Here is a 17006-nt window from a genome sequence, read left to right as displayed (position 1 = left end):
TTATTTTATAAGCATTTTCCGCAATCGCTGCAGCCGTTGCAGATCAACTTGCTGCCGCAGGTCTCGCAGTTTGCGCGGAAATGGGGCGTATATAGATCTTCCTGCGGGATGGGGTAGCCCCAGTCGTCCACGAGGTCAAAATGAATGGGCCTGCCCTGAAAATTCATGCCGGATTTACAGGCCATTCGGCTTTGCAGCTGCTTGTTTGGCAGGTGGTAGCGCCTGCCGTCCTTGATGAACACGGTGCCGGTCTCGATAAAGCAGAAGGTCACGTTGGCATCCACGCATTCCTGCCGGAGCGATTTGACCCAATCAAAATTGCAGGGGCGGGCACCATCATAGTTTTCGCCGCCGCAGATGACCTGCTCGATCTGCCCGGCGGAAAGGTACTGCCGGATGCTTACTGGCCCGATGAAGGGCGCGCACATGATGCCCTTGTGCTTGAAGGGCAGGTCAAACAGAATGGGAATGCGCTCATCGGCGCGGCGCTGATTTTCACAGGTGACGTTGAAAAAGATGTTGTCCCAACCGCTGCCCCAGTCCGGCGGCAGGCACTCCCGTACCCGCTGCGGCCGTTTGGTGAGCAGAAAAAACACCACATCGCTGCGCTGGCGCATGATGTCCCACGCCTCAGCCCGCCACGGGTCGGCTTCTTCCAAGAAGAAATCCGAGGTCATGCAGACCCGGATCTGCTCACCACTCTGGATTTTGTAGTGTCCGGTGCGGTCTTTCTGGAGCGGATAGGAAAAGCCGCTTTTCGTTTTGTAGATCTCGGCTCCGTTCTGGTCCCGCATCCGGTCGAGAAAATACATGTAGCAGTTCTGGCAGCCCTCGCTGCACTTGACGCAGCCGTGCCATGGATTCCAGATGTCGTGCAGGAAGCTCACCTTCTTTCTGTACCTATTATACTAGCTGCGCGGACAGGAAACAAGAGCACCCCTTGCGCCGCCCCATCGGATGTGATAGGATGAAGAAAACCATGTGAGGGAGGAACCACCATGCCGTTTCTGATGATCCGCAATGACATCACCAAAGTGGCGGCGGATGCCATTGTCAACCCGGCGAACCGGAACCTTTTGCAGGGCAGCGGCACCAGCCGTGCTATCTATCAGGCGGCAGGGGAGCAGGAGCTGACCGCCGCCTGCGAAGCCATCGGCCGCTGCGATTTGGGAAAGGCGGTGTGCACCCCGGCGTTCGGACTGCCTGCAAAGTATATCTTCCATGCGGTGTGCCCGGCATGGCACGGCGGATTTTTTGGCGAAGCAGAACAATTAGCCGGTGCCTACCACTCTGCATTGGAATTAGCCGCAGAGTACCACTGCGAGAGCGTGGCCTTTCCGCTGCTGTCCAGCGGAAACTATGGCTACCCCAAAGAACAGGCCTTCCGCATTGCGGTGGACACCATCACACAGTACGTCATGGAGCACGACCTGACCGTGTATCTGGTGCTCTACGACCGGGACTCGCTGGCCGTGAGCCGGAAGCTGTTCGCCTCGGTGGAGGAGTACATTGACGACCACTATGTAGCACAGAACGATGAAAGCTACGGATTTGGCCGTCGGCGCAGGGAATTGTCAGAGCGGCGGAGGCTTCTGGAAGAAGATGCCGCCCTGCCGATGCTAGGTGCAGTTCCGGCACCCGCCGCGGCACCCAGGACAGCCCGCAGTCTGGAAAGCCTGATGGATAATCTCGGTGAAAGCTTCACCACCCGGCTGCTGCGGCTCATTGACGAGCGGGGGCTGAAAGACTCCACCGTGTACAAGCAGTCCAACATCTCCCGGCAGCATTTCTCCAAAATTCAGTGCAACCGCGAGTACAACCCTAAAAAGAAAACCGTGCTGGCCTTTGCGGTTGGGCTGCACCTGTCCGAAGATGAAACCATCGACCTGCTCAAGAGCGCGGGCTATGCCTTTTCGGATGGCTCCAAGCGGGACTGGATCGTGCGGTATTGCCTGGAACACAAAATCTATAACATCAATCAGGTCAATACGCTGCTGTTTGAATACGATCAGGAACAGCTGGGTGCGTGATTTGTCGCCTGCCCGTTGACCTTTTGCCCTCCGGTTTGTGGTATCCTTTTGCCAACGAAAGCGATACACCACAAAACGGAGGGCATTTATTATGAAGAAAAATCTTACCGAGCTTGTTTTCATTCTGGACCGCAGCGGTTCCATGGGCGGGCTGGAGCAGGACACCATCGGCGGGTTCAATGCTATGCTGACCCGGCAGAAGGAGCAGGAGGGCGAGGCCAACGTGACCACCATCCTGTTTGACCATGAGGTGCAGCTGCTGCACGACCGTTTCCCGCTGAAGGCTGTTGCGCCGCTGACCGAAAAGGACTACTACGTCCGGGGCTGCACGGCGCTGCTGGATGCCATTGGTTATGGCATGGAAAAGATGGTGAATATCCAGCGCCATCTGCCGGAGGACGAGCGTGCCGAAAAGGTCATCTTTGTCATCACCACCGACGGACTGGAAAACACCAGCAAACGGTTTAGCTATGAGAAGATCCGCCGGATGATCGAGCGGGAAAAAGAGCAATACGGCTGGGAGTTCCTGTTCCTCGGTGCCAACATGGATGCCGTGAAGGAAGCTGCCCGCTTCGGCATCTCGTCCGACCGGGCTGTGCGGTTTGAGAATGACGCACAGGGCGTGGCGGTCAACTACCACGTTGTCAGCGAGACAGTCTCCCGGATGCGGGAAGCACCCTGCTGCGCGTCCATCGGCGCAGAGTGGAAAGAACGAATCGAAGCTGATTTCCAGAAGCGGCATCATAGGTAAGGGAGGAAACAGCCATGTTAGGAGCAATCTTGGGTGACATCGTGGGCAGTCCCTATGAATTTGACCACAACAATTACAAGCACAAGGACTTTCCGCTGCTGAGCGAGAAATCGCACTTCACCGATGATACGGTCATAACCGTTGCGGTGGCAGTTGGTCTGATTGACGGAAAGGGTCTGCTGGAGAGAACATTTTGTGCAGTGCAGCATGAAATGCGGTTCTGGGGCCGTGAATATCCCCATGCCGGTTATGGCGGGATGTTCCGCCGGTGGCTGCACGCAGAAAATCCGAATCCCTATGAAGGGCGTCTTGCATCGGCCTGAAAAATCCGATATACTGAACCCAGAGAGTATATCGAATTTTTGGGGAAAAGGAGAGAACGGTATGGAACATCTTTATGAAAAGGCACTGGAAAGTGCGGAATATATCAAGATACACACGAAAAAGAGCCCGAAGATCGCGGTGGTGCTGGGCTCCGGCCTTGGCAAGCTGACCGCGGACTTTACGGACACGGAAGAACTGTCCTACAAGGACATCCCCAACTTCCCGGTATCCACGGTGGCAGGACACAAAGGCGCATTGTTGGCTGGCAAACTGGGGGACACGGAAGTCTACGCCATGGAAGGCCGCTTCCATTTCTATGAGGGCTACTCCATGAAGGAAGTCTGCTACCCGTTCTATGTGTTCAAGCTGTTGGGCGTGGAAAAGGTGGTGTTGACCAACGCCTGCGGCGGCATCAACCGGGAGTTTGCGCCGGGCACCCTGATGCTCATTACCGACTTCATCAACATGATGGGCACGAACCCCCTCATTGGCCCCAACGATGAGCGCTTCGGCCCCCGCTTCCCGGACATGACCGAACCTTACAGTCTGGAACTGCGGAACCTTGCCAAGCAGACCGCCGATGAACTGGGCATTGCCTACAAGGAGGGCGTTTACATGGGCTTTATGGGCCCTTGCTATGAAACGGCGGCTGAAATTCGCGCCTTTGCGGGGATGGGAGCCGATGCCGTGGGCATGAGCACCGTGCCGGAAACCATGGTCTGCAACTACATGGGCATGAAGGTACTGGCCGTCAGCTGCATCACCAACATGGCCACCGGCATCCAGACGGTCAAGCATAGCCACGCCCGCGTGCTGGAGATCGCAAATCAGGCAGGCGATACCCTGTGCCGATGGCTGGGTGCGGTGATTCAGAGAATGGAGTAAAAAAGATGCTCAATGCTGCGGAAGAAGCCGGACTGCTGAAACCCGGCGGTACCATCGTGGAGCAGACCAGCGGCAACACCGGCATCGGTCTGGCCGCGTTTGCAGCAGAGCGTGGGTACAAACTGGATATTTTTCTGGAGCGGGGTGCCTCGCTGGAGCGGCGGCTGATGCTGCTGGCCTACGGGGCACGGCTTCTGGATTACAAAGATGCCACCGGGGAGCGTCCGGAGACGAAGCACACCCACCCCTGGCAGGAGCCAGAGCGGGAGGCGACGCTGGATGAGATCGCAGCCTACTGCCGCCGCACCGGAGCTTACTTTAACAATCAAGCGGCAAACCCGGCGAACCCCGAGGCACATTACCGCACCACTGGGCCGGAGATCTGGCAGGATACAGAAGGCCATGTGGATATTCTGGTCTGCATGGCGGGCACCGGCGGCACGGGTTTTGGCACAGCAAGTTATCTGCGCAGCCGCAACCCGAATCTGCAAGTGGTTCTGGTGCAGCCCCATCCGGACTCCCGCCTGACCCCGGAGCACCCGGATGCGCAGATCATAGATGGCGTTTTGCCGGCGTATGATGTGCCGGAAAGCGCACTTTCCGACTATCTGCGGCCAGACTGGAGCGATGCGTGCATCAATGTCCGCACCGAGGAAGCCTACGAAACGGCCCATGAGGTGCTGCGGGCGGAAGGACTGTTTCTGGGCACATCGGCAGCAGCGGCTTTGCACGCAGCGGTGCAGGTGGGCCGCAGACCGGAGAATCAGGGAAAGAACATCGTGGTCATCGTCCCGGACAACGGCATGAAATATCTGTCTACGCCGATGTACCGGCAGAAATGATAAAAACACGATGATACGACTGAATTTTGAAAAGATTGCATAGGATTTTATAAAAGTATTATTCTTTCATGAATTTTAGCACTCTTCTATTGACATTGCTAATGAACGGTGCTATAACAGTGGCGTGCTCAGGAGGAAGGGCAAAAGGAGAGCCGCTAGGCTCCCCGGAAAGCCCTTCTGAATGGACGCTTCAGATTTTTTGCCCCGACCCGAACGCCGGGATTGGAGGAATGATTTATGCTTATGCCGACTGTTTTCCATGAAAACCTGTTCGATGATTTCTTCGATCCGTTCTGGAATGACGCTGCACTGGAACGTGCTATGAACCGTGAGGCTCGTGGCGCCTTTGGTAAGCGTGGTGCAAACATGATGAAGACCGATGTCAAACAGACGGACAATGGCTATGAAGTAGCTGTTGACCTGCCGGGCTGCAAGAAGGAAGACGTCCAGATGGAACTGGACGACGGCTACCTGACCATTCAGGCAGTGCGCAGCCACAGCAACGATGAAAAGGATAAGAAGGGCCGCTATCTGCGGCGCGAATCCTTCTCCGGCACCTGCGCGCGCAGTTTCTACGTGGGCGATGTGAAGAAGGAAGACATCCACGCAAAGTTCGAGGATGGTGTCCTGTACATCGAGCTGCCTGCTCCTCAGCAGACGAAGGCTTTGCCTGAGAACCCGAATCTGATTGCAATCGAGTAAAACGCCGGTCATGTGCGCCAAGGCACAACGCACATAAGGTGGCCCCGGAGAGCTGTAACAAGCCCTCCGGGGCCATTTTTGTTTCCCGACATCTTTTCCGCAGCGGCAAGGCGTGGTAGAATAATGGCAGAACCAATCCACAGGTGAGAAAATCGAACTTCAGAGATAGGAGATGTTTCTATGCGGTCTGATGGGCTGAAACGCCGGATCTCGGCAGGCAGAGGAGATGCTTTGGCTGATCTGGTTTTGAAAAATGCCAGAATCATCAATGTGTTTACCGATGAGATCGACACCGCTGATATTGCCATCAGCGGAAATTCGATCGTGGGCGTGGGTATGTATCATGGCCGGAAAGAAGTTGATCTGCACGGCAAATATGTCTGCCCGGGCCTGATCGATGGGCATATCCACATCGAAAGCTCCATGCTCTGTGGTCCGGCTTTCGAGCAGGCAGTGCTGCCCCACGGTACCACTGCGGTGGTCACAGACCCACACGAGATCTCGAACGTTGCGGGGCTGGAAGGCTTGGATTTTATGCTGGAAACGACAAAAAATCTGACCCTTTCGGTTTATTTCATGCTGCCCTCCTGTGTTCCGGCCACGGATCTGGATGAATCCGGTGCGGTGCTGAACGCAGAACAGCTCCGGCCTTACTATGGCGATCCCCGCGTGCTGGGGCTTGCGGAGCTGATGAATGCCTACGGGACGGTGCGCTGTGACCCGAAGATCCTGCAGAAGATCCGCGACTGCACCGAAGCGGGAAAGATCGTGGATGGCCATGCGCCGCTTTTGAGCGCTAAGGACCTGAATGCTTATATTGCGGCAGGCGTTCAGTCCGATCACGAGTGCTCCAATATCGAGGAAGCCATGGAAAAACTCCGGCTCGGACAATACATCATGATCCGGGAAGGAACGGCTGCCAAAAATATGGAGGCCCTGATGCCGCTGTTCCGGGAGCCCTATTGCAACCGCTGTATGCTGGTGACAGATGATAAGCACCCCGGTGACCTGCTGGACAGCGGACACATCGATTCCAACATCCGTAAAGCAATCCGGCTGGGCGCAGACCCAGCAGTGGCCGTCAAAATGGCAACGCTGGTCCCGGCACAGTATTTTGGATTCAAGCAACGCGGTGCCGTAGCACCGGGGTACCGGGCAGATCTGGTTGTGGTTCCTGATCTGGAATCCTTTACGGTCGAACAGGTTTACAAGAATGGCACGCTGGTGGCCGAGCACGGAAAAACGCTGAAGCCCGCACCGCTTGACATCGACCGTGTGAGATTTTCCCACGTTATGGATTCCTTTGATCTGGATGAGATCACACTGCAGGACCTGGAACTTCGGGAAAGCGGGGAGCAGGAGCGTGTCATCTGCCTGAACCGAGGCGAGCTGCTTACGGAGGAAAAAATCATCCCGTTCCAACGGCATCCGGGCAAAGCTCCCGGTGTGGACCCGGAACACAACATCGTAAAACTGGCCGTTTTTGAGCGGCATCATCACTCCGGCCATGTGGGCATTGGCTTTTTAGGAAACTTCAGCCTGAAATGCGGAGCCGTTGCATCGAGCATCGCACATGATTCCCATAACCTGATCGTGGCAGGGGACAACGATACCGATATGATGCTGGCCGGCAACACTGTGCGGAAAAACAAAGGCGGACTTGCGTTTGTGGCAGATGGACAGGTCGTGGCAGAACTTGCGCTTCCGGTGGCCGGATTGATGAGCACCGAAAGCGCAGAGAGCGTTGCGGCGAAAATGCAGGCGCTGAACGATGCCCTCAAGGCACATGGTGTAGCGGAAGATATCGGCATTTTTATGACCCTCGCCTTCGTCAGCCTTCCGGTCATTCCCAAACTCAGACTGAATACATACGGCATCATCGATGTAGCGCAGCAGAAAGTCGTTCCGGCTGTTTTTTAATACGCGATAACAAAAATACTGCCGGAGACCGACCTGAATGGTCCGTCTCCGGCAACAGAACAGTTCGTTCCTACTCTTAGAAGCGAGCCGCATCAAGAGAAAAATTGACGGAAATTCTTATTTGATAAATCGGAATTTGCTACGTTGGTTCATCAAGTACTCATCGTCCAACTTTTTTGCATAGGAGGTTCACCATGCTGGAACGATTCTTCAAGTCACAGGTAGCAACGGTTTCGGATTCAACCTATTGCCACCGTATTACAGATGCTTTGACAGCGGCTGGAATCAAATGCTATTGCAAAACCAAAGATGTGAATCAGCGAAGTGTTTTTGACGCAACACGGATGCGAGCACAAATCGGGACTTTTGGAATAAAGCCTCAGTATATTACAGAGATTTTTGTAGACAAAGAAAATGCAGAACTTGCTTCTCATATCATTCATACCCTGTAAAATTCGCGTTTATCAAGGTGAACATTTAAGTATTAAAAACGGGAGTGAAAACAAATGATGACCATTGCACAGATCATGGAAAAGATGATCGCCTTTTCCGAAGGGAATATCCATGACATCACGCACCTGAGCTGCGTGTGGACCTATGCCAAAACCATTGGTGAGCTGGAGGGGCTGGACGCAGACACGCAGTTTATTCTGGAGGTGGCGGCCATCACCCACGATATCGCCTGCCCGCTCTGCCGCAAAAAGTACGGCAACACCAATGGTAAATATCAGGAGCAGGAGGGGGCCCCGCTGGTGCGGGAGTTCTTGGCGGATACCGGCATGACAGCAGAACAGATCGACCGGGTGGCCTATCTGGTATGGCACCACCATAGTCCGGCGCAGATCAACGGCATTGACTATCAGATTCTGATTGAGGCAGATTATATCGTCAATGCGTCCGAAAGCGGGTACGACCAGCAGGCAATCCGAACCTTTATGGAACATACGATGAAAACGGCAGCAGGTATCCGGCTGACGAAAACAGTGTTTGGAGTGTAAAAATGATTCAGAAGCATTGCTTTGAATGCGGTACGGCATTGATTGAAAAAGAACTGGAAGAAGAGGGCATTGTGAATTATTGCCCGAAATCCGTCCCAACAGCCTTGCAGCGGAATTTTTGAATGCGTATCTGGACGAAGTGGGGAATAAGCCGATGGAGATGTGATTCGTGACGGAACCACGGGAATTTTGACGGGGAGTATGGAAAAAAAGTTGGTTCGGCCTGTTTCGGTTGACTTTTTATAAAGAATTGGTATATTGATACTATATAGTATCAATAAGTATCAACTGCGAGGTGGACAGAATGGATGGGGCACAGTTTGCCAAAATGCTTTCAGATAAGCATTTGTTTGAACTCAATCGGATGGAATACAAGTACTCGACTGTCAGCGTCAAAGAATTTGCCGAATTGCTGCGGCAAAACTTTGCGCAGCCTCTGCCGTTGACTGATTTTTCTGGAAATAAGCTGTTTTACCTGCCGAACCTCGCGCAAATTTCAACAAATGGTATGAAGCAGTTGCTCTCTGTCCCTGTCAGTGGACAAAACTTCGGTTTGTCGGCGATGACCGAGGAAATTTATGCGACTTTTCAAATTGAAAGTATCCGCTCGACCCGCAGCAGTATCCGTTATATCCTCGATGGTTATGCCCCTCGTGATGAACAAGAAGCCCGCATCTATGGTATGAAGCGCGGACTGGAGTTTATCGCGAATCGTCAGAATAGGATCACCGAGGAGAATCTGCATCACCTATATCAGATCAGCACAGGGGATTATTTCCCGGATGAAGATCGATTACTGCCAAACCACTTTTATCGGCATGGCGAGGTTTTTATTGTGGGCGGTGAAGAACCCAGACCGGGACTTCCGGCAGAGCGGCTTCCCAGTGCCATGAAATGTCTTGTCGATTTTGCGAATGCCAATGACGGCATCAATGAGCTGCATAAGGCTGCCATTCTGCACTTTGCTTTTGCATACTACCACCCCTATTTTGACGGGAATGGACGCACTGCACGGCTATTCCACCTCTGGTATCTTGTTCAGCAGGGCTATCCTGCGGCACTGTTCACGCCGTTTTCCCGATACATCGCTGAAAACAAGGACGCATATTACAAAGCCTACGAACGCGTGGAGAGAAATGCTCTGATTTCCGGCTATACGGATGTGACTCCCTTTCTGTTCTACTTCTGCAATGAGGTCTATAACCGCCTGCAGGTGGATGCAGTCCCGCCGAAAACTGATCTTGAGGTATATCAAACTGCTCTTGCGGAAGGAAAAATCACAGAAAAAGAACGGCTGCTCTGGGAGTATGTTCTGTCTGCTTATGGTGCAGAGGAGTTTACCACAAAGCAGCTGGAAAAGGATTTCCGAAACGCTGCGTATGCAACCATTCGGACGTTTGTGATGAAATTCCATGAGATGGGGCTGCTTACTGCAAGAAAAGCAGGAAACAGGGTGTTCTATCGTGTCGTTGGGACTTCTGACGGTCGGCCATTATAATGAATCCAAAAGGAGAACGTTATGAAAACGATTCGTGTTGTGGCCGCTGTGATCTGCGACTCCATGCAGGAAAAGCGCAAAATCTACGCTACTGCCCGCGGTTATGGCGACTATAAAGGCCAGTGGGAGTTTCCGGGCGGCAAAATCGAGCCGGGCGAAACCCCGCAGCAGGCTCTGAAGCGGGAAATCGAAGAAGAACTGGACACGGAAATCGCCGTGGGGAATCTAGTTGGGACAATCGAGTATGATTATCCGGCGTTTCATCTTTCCATGGACTGCTTCTGGTGTGAAGTGGTTTCCGGCAATCTTGTTCTGAAAGAAGCGGAAGCTGCACGGTGGCTGACGAAGGAGGATTTTGATTCCGTTCCGTGGCTCCCGGCGGATCGGACCATTTTGGATGCCATTAGAAGCTCAATGCAGCCAGTGAAACCACTCCATACCAGCGAATATGACAACGAACCTCTGCAGAGATGCTGAGTGTTTACGGCATGAAGGATGAACTGCGCCGTCCCATGATGCTGTTGGTGAAAGCCGCTATTCCGAAAAAATCGTAAAACAGAGGCCTCCGAATCTTTTCCTAATAAGAAAGAGATTCGGAGGCCTTTATTGGTTGATTTAGCTAACAGTCGTGTCGAAAGACATCCCGTCTGAGGGCAAAGCGAAGGTTTTGCTTTTCAGGCGGGATTTTTTTGCTTTTTGGGACTGTTGTATACAATATATGGGCTAAGAGGGTGGGTGACTTGGACTACGAGTCCATAAACTTTTCTTCGAAAGTACGATACAATTATGTCACGGAAACGGACCGGGCCCGAGAGGGAGCGGAAAACGGAGCCGACGAACCTTGAAAATTGAATATGCAGCTTCAGGTACTTCCAGACAATGATACTTCCGTAATTCGAGGCCCGGTCATAAAGAAGACGGGGTGGCCGAGAGGCCAATGGAGTGGTGCAAATCCACCGCCTGAATGTTTCCCTTTCTCAGGGGTGCCGGGGGCAAATTAAGAGAAACCATACAAAACCTTTTCCAAACGCCGTTCGAGGGTAACCACGGACGGCGTTTTTATATATCAGCGAAAAGGAGTACGCAAATGAACCGCAAGACCACAAAAAAGGTGGATGAATCCACCCTGACAACTTTGTGCGCCGTCTGCCGAGGGGCATTTTTGGACGCAAAGGGCGTCCATCTCCGCAGAGCCGACCCCAGGCAGCTCGTCAAGGATGTCTGCACGTATTGCCAGACACGATATGGGTTTGACTACTACGTTCAGCCCATTGTCTGTAAATCGAAAATGACCGGAAAGGAGAACCGACGTGAAACTGAGCCAGCTTAAAATTGACCCGGAGTTCCAAAGCAAAATTCCGCCGCTGCAGTTTGAGGAAGAACAGCAGCTTGAGCAGAACATCATTGCCGAGGGTCGTCTTCTGAATCCCATCATCACATGGAATGGCTACATTCTGGATGGGCACACCCGCTACCGCATCCTGAAAAAGCACGGTTTTATCAAGTTTGAAGTGGAAGAAATCCAGCTTGCGAACGAATCGCCGTAGGACATAGTGTTGGGTCTGCGACGGTACGACGTGCTGAAAAGTATTCACGAGGCATTGATGCTGCGGAAGAAGCGGTGCCCGGTGCGCAGGAAGAGATCCTGACCGGGCATATCAAGGCGACAGATGAACAGATCGTAGCGCTTGCTTCAATTCCAAAGGAAGAGCGCCCGGCAATTCTTGAGGAACTCAAGAAGAAAAAGAGTGACCGTGATGATACGGTCCTCGAACGCCTGAAGCCGAACAGGCCACCACCGAAGCCAAAGCCTGCACCGCAGAAGAAAAAGCCGACGGCAACGGAAAACAACACGGTGTCGCAGGCAGAACAGCCGGAAATGTCGGTACAGGAACCGATCACCGAGTCCCCGCCGGAAGAGGAAATCGAGCCGACCAGCAATGCGCCACCAAGTTTTCTTCAGAGCATACAGGGTCATAAACGGCACTTGTCCGAAGAAGACAAGGCCCGACTGCAGGCCTCGGTGGATGCCCGTTATGACGGCATCCGGGCACCCTGGAAAATCTACTGCATCGAAACGGCATACGAACTGTACAAGCAGTATGGCTGTGAGCGCTACGTCGAGATGCTTCACATCATCAACGAGGCGTGGAAGGGCAATGTGGATTCCTACCTTGCCGGTGTGATCCGGGGTGTGGCCCGCTTCATCTCCGTATACGAGGGCGAGTACAGCCGGGAGCGCCTGGTGCAGCAGCTGGCAAGGACACATCCGAAAACCATCACGCAGCTGGCACAGAAAGACACCGGCAGTTCTGCAAACCGCCACATGCGGCAGATTCTCCGCATCTATAACGGTGCCAGCCGTGAGATGAGTCTGCCGCTGAAAAACTGACAGTTTCGTTTTACCTCCTGAACAACAGTCGTCGTGGTATCCGTCTGCGGCGGCTGTTTCTTACATAAAAAGGAGGTTGATTTTTATGTTACCGAACAATTGGAGATATCTCCGAGGGGACATCTATTATGCAGACATGGAGCCGCATATCGGCTCGGAACAGGGCGGAAAACGCCCTGTGGTAGTTCTGCAGAACAACATTGGAAACCGTCATTCGCCTACACTGATCGTTGCAACTGTTACCACCTGGACGGAAAAGAAGAAAAACCAGCCCACCCATGTGCTGGTGGATTCCAACCCGGCCTTTGAAGAACCGTCCATGATTCTTCTGGAGCAGATCTTCACGATCGATAAATCCCGCATCGAACGCTTTATGGGCTATGCCAGCAAGGCTGAAATGCTCCGCATTGATATGGCTTTGCTGGTCAGTCTGGCTCTGAATGTTCTGAGCGGAAACCGCAGCGAATAGCGGACAACCAGTAACCCGTAAAAATGAGGTGATAGCGATGTAATCGGAGGTGAGTGAGCCATGCGAAAGAGTGCCCCCATTGAAGTGGTGGTACATTACCCCAAAACGAAAGAGGGATGGGACGAACTCGGAAAACGGGTCGCAACCGCCCACGCCAACTATGTGATCGAAAAAATCGACCGTCTGAACTGCCCCACATGGCAGAAGCTCGAATTGCTGCAGGCGGTGATCGATACTACCAAAGGAACTTACAAACCCAAAGAACACCAAAAGCCCGGCTGGCAGCCGAGCCGATAAACAAAGCCCCACGCTCAACATATGCTTTTCTGCTCCGACCAGAGATAGTCAGATTCAGAGGCAGTGTTGAGCGTGGGGCTTTTTGTGTTACATAAGTGGTTTGAAATGCTGCCGACACAACAAAACGGTTGATTATTGGCGGCCAATATGGTATCCTATGGCATTGCATAACACGCAAAACAGTTTCGCTTTTTGCTGAAAGAGCGTATCGAAACCGTCCTGATGGAGCAGCAGAAAAAGTTTTTTGAAAAGTAAAAGCTCTTGCGTCCCGTGAAAAAAGAAGGTAATATAAATACAGAGCAAGACACAGAACGCAGGGAGGGATGAAAACCATGTTTTACGAGATCATGCACCGGGAAAGCTGTGTGGCACAACTCAGCACGACAGGGGAATGCAGGGTCTGCCTCGAGGATTTCATGCCCTATGATCTGGTTCTGGTGGAATCGGATGATTTTGACGAGCGCATCAATAATGTAACGAACTTTTACTATTGGTGCGCCTCCCGGATGTTGACGTTGGATCGCACCTACGCCAAGGAAATCCTGAACAGTATCGGTGCATCTCAGAGTGTTACGGACAGGGAACGAGCACAGATTGCATTATCCTACCATTGTCTGTCTTTGCTGGATGTGTTCTGGGTGAAAGAAGAAAACGAGAAGATTCGATTCGAGGATATCAACCTTTTCGCACACTCCTTAAGCAATGCGCTTGTGGATATTGCGCTGCGGGGGCACCAAATGACGGTGACAAACGCCCATCTTCTGGCAAATGACCTGTCTACGGGTGGCGTGTACCCCAAGGCGTGGGTGCGAAAAGAGGATGGCTTCTATCTTTACAAGGATGGTGGCAGGGAAGCGGTGGAACGTGAAGTGCTGGCAAGCAAAATCTGCCGGTGCTTTGACTGCCATCAGGTACTGTATGAGCAGGGGATGTTTGAAAATGAGCCGGTTTCTATCAGCAAAATCATGACATCTCAGCGATACAGTCTTGTGACCTATGCAGCCTATGACGTCTACTGCACGAACCATGATTGGAACACGCTGGATAAGATCTTAGAGTTGGATGCTCCCAGCTACTATATGATGAACATTCTGGATTATCTGGTGGGCAATACCGACCGTCATTGGGAAAATTGGGGTCTGCTGGTAGACAACGAAACCAATCAGCCCATCCGTCTGCACGACCTGATGGACTTCAACCGGGCGTTTCAGCAGTACGACACGCCAGAAGGCGCAAACTGTCTGACCGTGGGAAAACGCCATCTGAGCCAAAAAGATGCTGCAGTGGAAGCGGTGCGGAACATTGGACTGAACCAAGTCTGTCAGGTGGAGCATACCGTATTCTCCGAGCATCCGGCATGGAAAGCAACGTTTGAAGAACGACTGCGTGTTTTACGGAACGCCATGTAAGTCAGAGCGAATATCAGAATAATTGAAACAGAATGATTCCATAACGAAAGCCCGTCTGCGCTGCCACATATCGTGGCTTGCAGACGAGCTTTTTCGTTTGGCCGGAGAAAAATTACCATACCTCACATGCGAAGCATAGATGGAAAATCGGAACCAAGGTTTTCCACCAGATGGCAAAAGCACTTCTGACTGATGGTCTTTTGTCCGTTTTCCCAGCAGCGGATGCTTGTCCGGCTGACCTTTGCGTGGTCGGCAAGCTGCTGGCGATTCCAGCCTTTTGCCTCCCGGTATCTGCGGAGGAAGGCTCCGCCGCCCCGGTGCAGAAACAGGGTGTAGTCGTTCAGAACGTCCTCCACCGGGATGCCGTAAAGGGCGGCGAGCTTGTCCGCAATCTCCGGGGAGAAGCTCCGGCGGAAATTGCCGCTTTCCAGATCCTGATAGAGCCATTCCTCCATGCCCACCATGGCGGCAACCTCTTTTTGCAGCAAGTCAAGACCATAGCGGCACCAACGCAGACGGTCCCATGGGTTCGGGATGTCGGCGTAAGAGCGGTACATACGGTAGAACGCCTGCGTCTCTACGGTGGTGCGGGGGCCTGCCAAAGTTACCTGCAAGATGTATAGAGGGGTTAGACCACAACCCTCACATGACACCCTCTGAAGCAGAAAAAAGGAACCACTCTCTCGGCTCCAAAAAATCCATTTTGACGTAGATGCGTCATTGCGTGAAAGAGGTGGATTCTCTTTTCCATCCCAAAGTGCGCTGGGGAGAGGATAGCATTTTCGATGCACCGGCTGGCATAAGTGGAGAAGCGCGCCCGGCGGGTGGAGTCGAAGGTGTCTACGGCTTTCATCAGGCCAATGGTGCCGATGGAAATCAAATCGTCCTGCTCAGAGGGGAGAGCATAGTATTTCTTTGCGATGTGCGCCACTAAGCGCAGATTGTGGCGGATGAGCTTTTCCCGGGCGGATGAATCACCGGCCCGCAGATCGGCGAAGGCCCTGATCTCTTCCTGTGGACTCAGCGGGCGGGGGAAACTGCCCGCTTCCAGATGGAGCGCAAGCACGAGGAATTTGGACGCGAAAAATTGCAGCAGGGTCAACAGCATACGGAACACCTCCAAAACCGTTCTTCTATACAGTATGAACGGGGAGAGAGGGTTCAGAATCGTTTTCTGCTTATAGAAAGTGGTGGTCTATATGACAGGGGAGCAGAGCTATCGCTATTATAATGAGTTTCTCTGGCCGGACCGCTATGCTGACTGTGTGCCTGGCGCTTTTGCTGAATGAAGACGATGATACGACTGATTTTTGAAAAGATTGCATGAGATTTTATCAAAGTATTATTCTTTTGTGAATTTTAGCACTCTATGCTTGACAGTGCTAAAAACATGTGCTATAACTAAGCCGTGCTCAGGAGAGAGGGGCATGAGGGAGCCGCAAGGCTCCCGGGAAGACTCCGCTCCTGATGCACATCTCATAAATTTTTTGCCCGACCCGAACGCCGGGATTGGAGGAATGATTTATGTTTATGCCGACTATTTTTCATGAAAACCTGTTCGATGATTTCTTTGACCCGTTCTGGAACGATGGCGCGTTGGAGCGTGCGATGAACCGTGAAGAGCGTGAGACCTTCGGCAAGCGCGGTGCAAACATGATGAAGACCGATGTGAAGCAGACCGCCGACGGCAGCTATGACGTTGCTGTTGATCTGCCCGGCTGCAAGAAGGAAGACGTTCAGATGGAGCTGAACGACGGCTACCTGACCATTCAGGCCGTCCGCAGCCACTCCAATGACGAGAAGGATAAAGAGGGCCGCTACCTGCGCCGCGAGACTTTCTCCGGTACCTGCGCCCGCAGCTTCTATGTGGGTGACACCATGAAGAAGGAGGACATCCACGCAAAGTTTGAGGATGGCATCCTGCACATCATGCTGCCTGCACCTCAGCAGCAGAAGGCTCTGCCGGTCAATCCCAACCTCATTGAAATTGAATAATGCCTGTGCATCGGTGTGAGGAACACCGGTGCATAGAACTTGCCCCCGGAGAGCTGCCCAAGGCTCTCCGGGGGCTTTTTGCGTTCCGGCATCTTTTCGGCAGAGAAAAGCGTGGTAGAATAGAAACCAAATAGTACCGAATCTATCGCAAGTCAAGAAAATAACACAACATGATAACAGCATATTTGCGATATGCAATGCAACGCTGTTGCTGTTGCATTAAAAAGTTGAATTGCTAGTAAGTCTGCCAAAAGAGATTTTGTATTGACTTTGAACTTTAAGAATGGTATCATAAGCACTAGAATAAGGTGAGTAGTGCGTCTTTTGTAATCGTAAGGGTACTTTGCTCCTTTAATATAATTGAATTATCTGGGCAAACTTGATGTGAGTCAAGGACGCAAAGTTTGAAGCCTTCTGGAAGTTGTTTTATAAAACCAAAAGGTGGTTCGGCTGCAAAAGGATTTTCCCTTATTTTTGGGGAAGATACTATTGCA

General features: G+C 52.5%; 20 protein-coding genes and 1 riboswitch. Of the genes, 17 read left to right on the top strand and 3 right to left on the bottom strand.

Annotated features, from left to right (window positions below; all coding sequences use genetic code 11):
- Positions 1 to 5: 5 nt before the first annotated feature.
- Positions 6 to 887 carry a DUF5131 family protein gene (locus AAAU26_RS12780; RefSeq protein WP_349181087.1) on the bottom strand — a complete coding sequence of 294 codons (882 nt, stop codon included), beginning with the start codon at positions 885 to 887 and terminating at the stop codon, positions 6 to 8.
- A gap of 111 nt (positions 888 to 998) precedes the next feature.
- On the opposite strand from AAAU26_RS12780, the gene AAAU26_RS12775 reads away from it, so the two are divergent.
- From AAAU26_RS12775 to AAAU26_RS12700, 16 genes are all read left to right on the top strand, one after another.
- The gene (locus AAAU26_RS12775; RefSeq protein WP_227618345.1) at positions 999 to 2030 is read left to right on the top strand and encodes a macro domain-containing protein; all 1032 of its coding nucleotides are present in this window, start codon (positions 999 to 1001) and stop codon (positions 2028 to 2030) included.
- A gap of 91 nt (positions 2031 to 2121) precedes the next feature.
- A complete protein-coding gene (locus AAAU26_RS12770) occupies positions 2122 to 2781 on the top strand; it encodes a vWA domain-containing protein (RefSeq protein WP_227618344.1) in 660 nt (219 codons plus the stop codon).
- A gap of 14 nt (positions 2782 to 2795) precedes the next feature.
- On the top strand, positions 2796 to 3104 hold the full coding sequence (locus AAAU26_RS12765) for an ADP-ribosylglycohydrolase family protein (protein WP_227618343.1): 309 nt from the start codon (positions 2796 to 2798) through the stop codon (positions 3102 to 3104).
- Positions 3105 to 3165: 61 nt separating this feature from the next.
- Positions 3166 to 3990: a purine-nucleoside phosphorylase gene (locus tag AAAU26_RS12760; RefSeq protein ID WP_227618342.1), complete on the top strand. Its 825-nt coding sequence runs from the start codon at positions 3166 to 3168 to the stop codon at positions 3988 to 3990.
- Positions 3991 to 3995: 5 nt separating this feature from the next.
- On the top strand, positions 3996 to 4832 hold the full coding sequence (locus AAAU26_RS12755) for a PLP-dependent cysteine synthase family protein (RefSeq protein WP_265104187.1): 837 nt from the start codon (positions 3996 to 3998) through the stop codon (positions 4830 to 4832).
- 237 nt (positions 4833 to 5069) lie between these two features.
- Complete coding sequence (locus AAAU26_RS12750; RefSeq protein ID WP_217210207.1) at positions 5070 to 5534, top strand: Hsp20/alpha crystallin family protein; 465 nt, start codon at positions 5070 to 5072, stop codon at positions 5532 to 5534.
- A 231-nt stretch (positions 5535 to 5765) separates the two neighbouring features.
- Complete coding sequence (gene ade / locus AAAU26_RS12745; RefSeq protein ID WP_431834301.1) at positions 5766 to 7454, top strand: adenine deaminase; 1689 nt, start codon at positions 5766 to 5768, stop codon at positions 7452 to 7454.
- Positions 7455 to 7648: 194 nt separating this feature from the next.
- The gene (locus tag AAAU26_RS12740) at positions 7649 to 7906 is read left to right on the top strand and encodes a hypothetical protein (protein ID WP_158394718.1); all 258 of its coding nucleotides are present in this window, start codon (positions 7649 to 7651) and stop codon (positions 7904 to 7906) included.
- Positions 7907 to 7960: 54 nt separating this feature from the next.
- A complete protein-coding gene (locus AAAU26_RS12735; protein ID WP_227618340.1) occupies positions 7961 to 8452 on the top strand; it encodes an HD domain-containing protein in 492 nt (163 codons plus the stop codon).
- A gap of 304 nt (positions 8453 to 8756) precedes the next feature.
- Complete coding sequence (locus tag AAAU26_RS12730) at positions 8757 to 9950, top strand: Fic family protein (protein WP_227618339.1); 1194 nt, start codon at positions 8757 to 8759, stop codon at positions 9948 to 9950.
- Positions 9951 to 9971: 21 nt separating this feature from the next.
- Entirely contained in the window at positions 9972 to 10427 is a 456-nt protein-coding gene (locus AAAU26_RS12725) for a (deoxy)nucleoside triphosphate pyrophosphohydrolase (RefSeq protein WP_227618338.1), read from the top strand.
- 833 nt (positions 10428 to 11260) lie between these two features.
- Positions 11261 to 11497, top strand: coding sequence for a ParB N-terminal domain-containing protein (locus AAAU26_RS12720; protein WP_227618337.1), 237 nt, complete (start codon positions 11261 to 11263; stop codon positions 11495 to 11497).
- A 74-nt stretch (positions 11498 to 11571) separates the two neighbouring features.
- Positions 11572 to 12342 (top strand): DUF6551 family protein, encoded by a 771-nt coding sequence (locus AAAU26_RS12715; RefSeq protein WP_227618336.1) that lies wholly within the window; start codon positions 11572 to 11574, stop codon positions 12340 to 12342.
- Between the two features lie 85 nt (positions 12343 to 12427).
- Positions 12428 to 12811 carry a type II toxin-antitoxin system PemK/MazF family toxin gene (locus AAAU26_RS12710; protein ID WP_227618335.1) on the top strand — a complete coding sequence of 128 codons (384 nt, stop codon included), beginning with the start codon at positions 12428 to 12430 and terminating at the stop codon, positions 12809 to 12811.
- A 60-nt stretch (positions 12812 to 12871) separates the two neighbouring features.
- Entirely contained in the window at positions 12872 to 13108 is a 237-nt protein-coding gene (locus tag AAAU26_RS12705; RefSeq protein WP_005922522.1) for a hypothetical protein, read from the top strand.
- A gap of 323 nt (positions 13109 to 13431) precedes the next feature.
- On the top strand, positions 13432 to 14517 hold the full coding sequence (locus tag AAAU26_RS12700; RefSeq protein WP_158394711.1) for a hypothetical protein: 1086 nt from the start codon (positions 13432 to 13434) through the stop codon (positions 14515 to 14517).
- A gap of 122 nt (positions 14518 to 14639) precedes the next feature.
- Here the strand turns inward: AAAU26_RS12700 and AAAU26_RS12695 are convergent, their stop codons facing one another.
- Positions 14640 to 15119 carry a helix-turn-helix domain-containing protein gene (locus AAAU26_RS12695; RefSeq protein ID WP_227618334.1) on the bottom strand — a complete coding sequence of 160 codons (480 nt, stop codon included), beginning with the start codon at positions 15117 to 15119 and terminating at the stop codon, positions 14640 to 14642.
- Between the two features lie 26 nt (positions 15120 to 15145).
- Positions 15146 to 15625 (bottom strand): sigma-70 family RNA polymerase sigma factor, encoded by a 480-nt coding sequence (locus AAAU26_RS12690; RefSeq protein WP_158394710.1) that lies wholly within the window; start codon positions 15623 to 15625, stop codon positions 15146 to 15148.
- 416 nt (positions 15626 to 16041) lie between these two features.
- Between AAAU26_RS12690 and AAAU26_RS12685 the strand changes: the two genes are divergently transcribed.
- Positions 16042 to 16512, top strand: a complete 471-nt coding sequence (locus tag AAAU26_RS12685) for an Hsp20/alpha crystallin family protein (RefSeq protein ID WP_227618333.1) — start codon at positions 16042 to 16044, stop codon at positions 16510 to 16512.
- A gap of 362 nt (positions 16513 to 16874) precedes the next feature.
- Positions 16875 to 16970: riboswitch (cyclic di-GMP riboswitch) on the top strand.
- Positions 16971 to 17006 lie beyond the last annotated feature (36 nt).

Origin of the sequence: Faecalibacterium longum (assembly GCF_040094125.1) — a bacterium.
GTDB classification, from domain to species: Bacteria; Bacillota; Clostridia; order Oscillospirales; family Ruminococcaceae; genus Faecalibacterium; species Faecalibacterium longum.
Note: the sequence above shows the minus strand (reverse complement) of the source record. Positions and strands in the feature narration are given on the sequence as shown.

What these genes read in the sequence shown, in the direction of transcription:
- AAAU26_RS12775 (WP_227618345.1), top strand. Translation starts at nt 999, where the DNA reads ATGCCGTTTCTGATGATCCGCAATGACATCACCAAAGTGGCGGCGGAT.
- AAAU26_RS12770 (WP_227618344.1), top strand. Translation starts at nt 2,122, where the DNA reads ATGAAGAAAAATCTTACCGAGCTTGTTTTCATTCTGGACCGCAGCGGT.
- AAAU26_RS12765 (WP_227618343.1), top strand. Translation starts at nt 2,796, where the DNA reads ATGTTAGGAGCAATCTTGGGTGACATCGTGGGCAGTCCCTATGAATTT.
- AAAU26_RS12760 (WP_227618342.1), top strand. Translation starts at nt 3,166, where the DNA reads ATGGAACATCTTTATGAAAAGGCACTGGAAAGTGCGGAATATATCAAG.
- AAAU26_RS12755 (WP_265104187.1), top strand. Translation starts at nt 3,996, where the DNA reads ATGCTCAATGCTGCGGAAGAAGCCGGACTGCTGAAACCCGGCGGTACC.
- AAAU26_RS12750 (WP_217210207.1), top strand. Translation starts at nt 5,070, where the DNA reads ATGCTTATGCCGACTGTTTTCCATGAAAACCTGTTCGATGATTTCTTC.
- AAAU26_RS12740 (WP_158394718.1), top strand. Translation starts at nt 7,649, where the DNA reads ATGCTGGAACGATTCTTCAAGTCACAGGTAGCAACGGTTTCGGATTCA.
- AAAU26_RS12735 (WP_227618340.1), top strand. Translation starts at nt 7,961, where the DNA reads ATGATGACCATTGCACAGATCATGGAAAAGATGATCGCCTTTTCCGAA.
- AAAU26_RS12730 (WP_227618339.1), top strand. Translation starts at nt 8,757, where the DNA reads ATGGATGGGGCACAGTTTGCCAAAATGCTTTCAGATAAGCATTTGTTT.
- AAAU26_RS12725 (WP_227618338.1), top strand. Translation starts at nt 9,972, where the DNA reads ATGAAAACGATTCGTGTTGTGGCCGCTGTGATCTGCGACTCCATGCAG.
- AAAU26_RS12710 (WP_227618335.1), top strand. Translation starts at nt 12,428, where the DNA reads ATGTTACCGAACAATTGGAGATATCTCCGAGGGGACATCTATTATGCA.
- AAAU26_RS12705 (WP_005922522.1), top strand. Translation starts at nt 12,872, where the DNA reads ATGCGAAAGAGTGCCCCCATTGAAGTGGTGGTACATTACCCCAAAACG.
- AAAU26_RS12700 (WP_158394711.1), top strand. Translation starts at nt 13,432, where the DNA reads ATGAAAACCATGTTTTACGAGATCATGCACCGGGAAAGCTGTGTGGCA.
- AAAU26_RS12690 (WP_158394710.1), bottom strand. Translation starts at nt 15,625, where the DNA reads ATGCTGTTGACCCTGCTGCAATTTTTCGCGTCCAAATTCCTCGTGCTT.
- AAAU26_RS12685 (WP_227618333.1), top strand. Translation starts at nt 16,042, where the DNA reads ATGTTTATGCCGACTATTTTTCATGAAAACCTGTTCGATGATTTCTTT.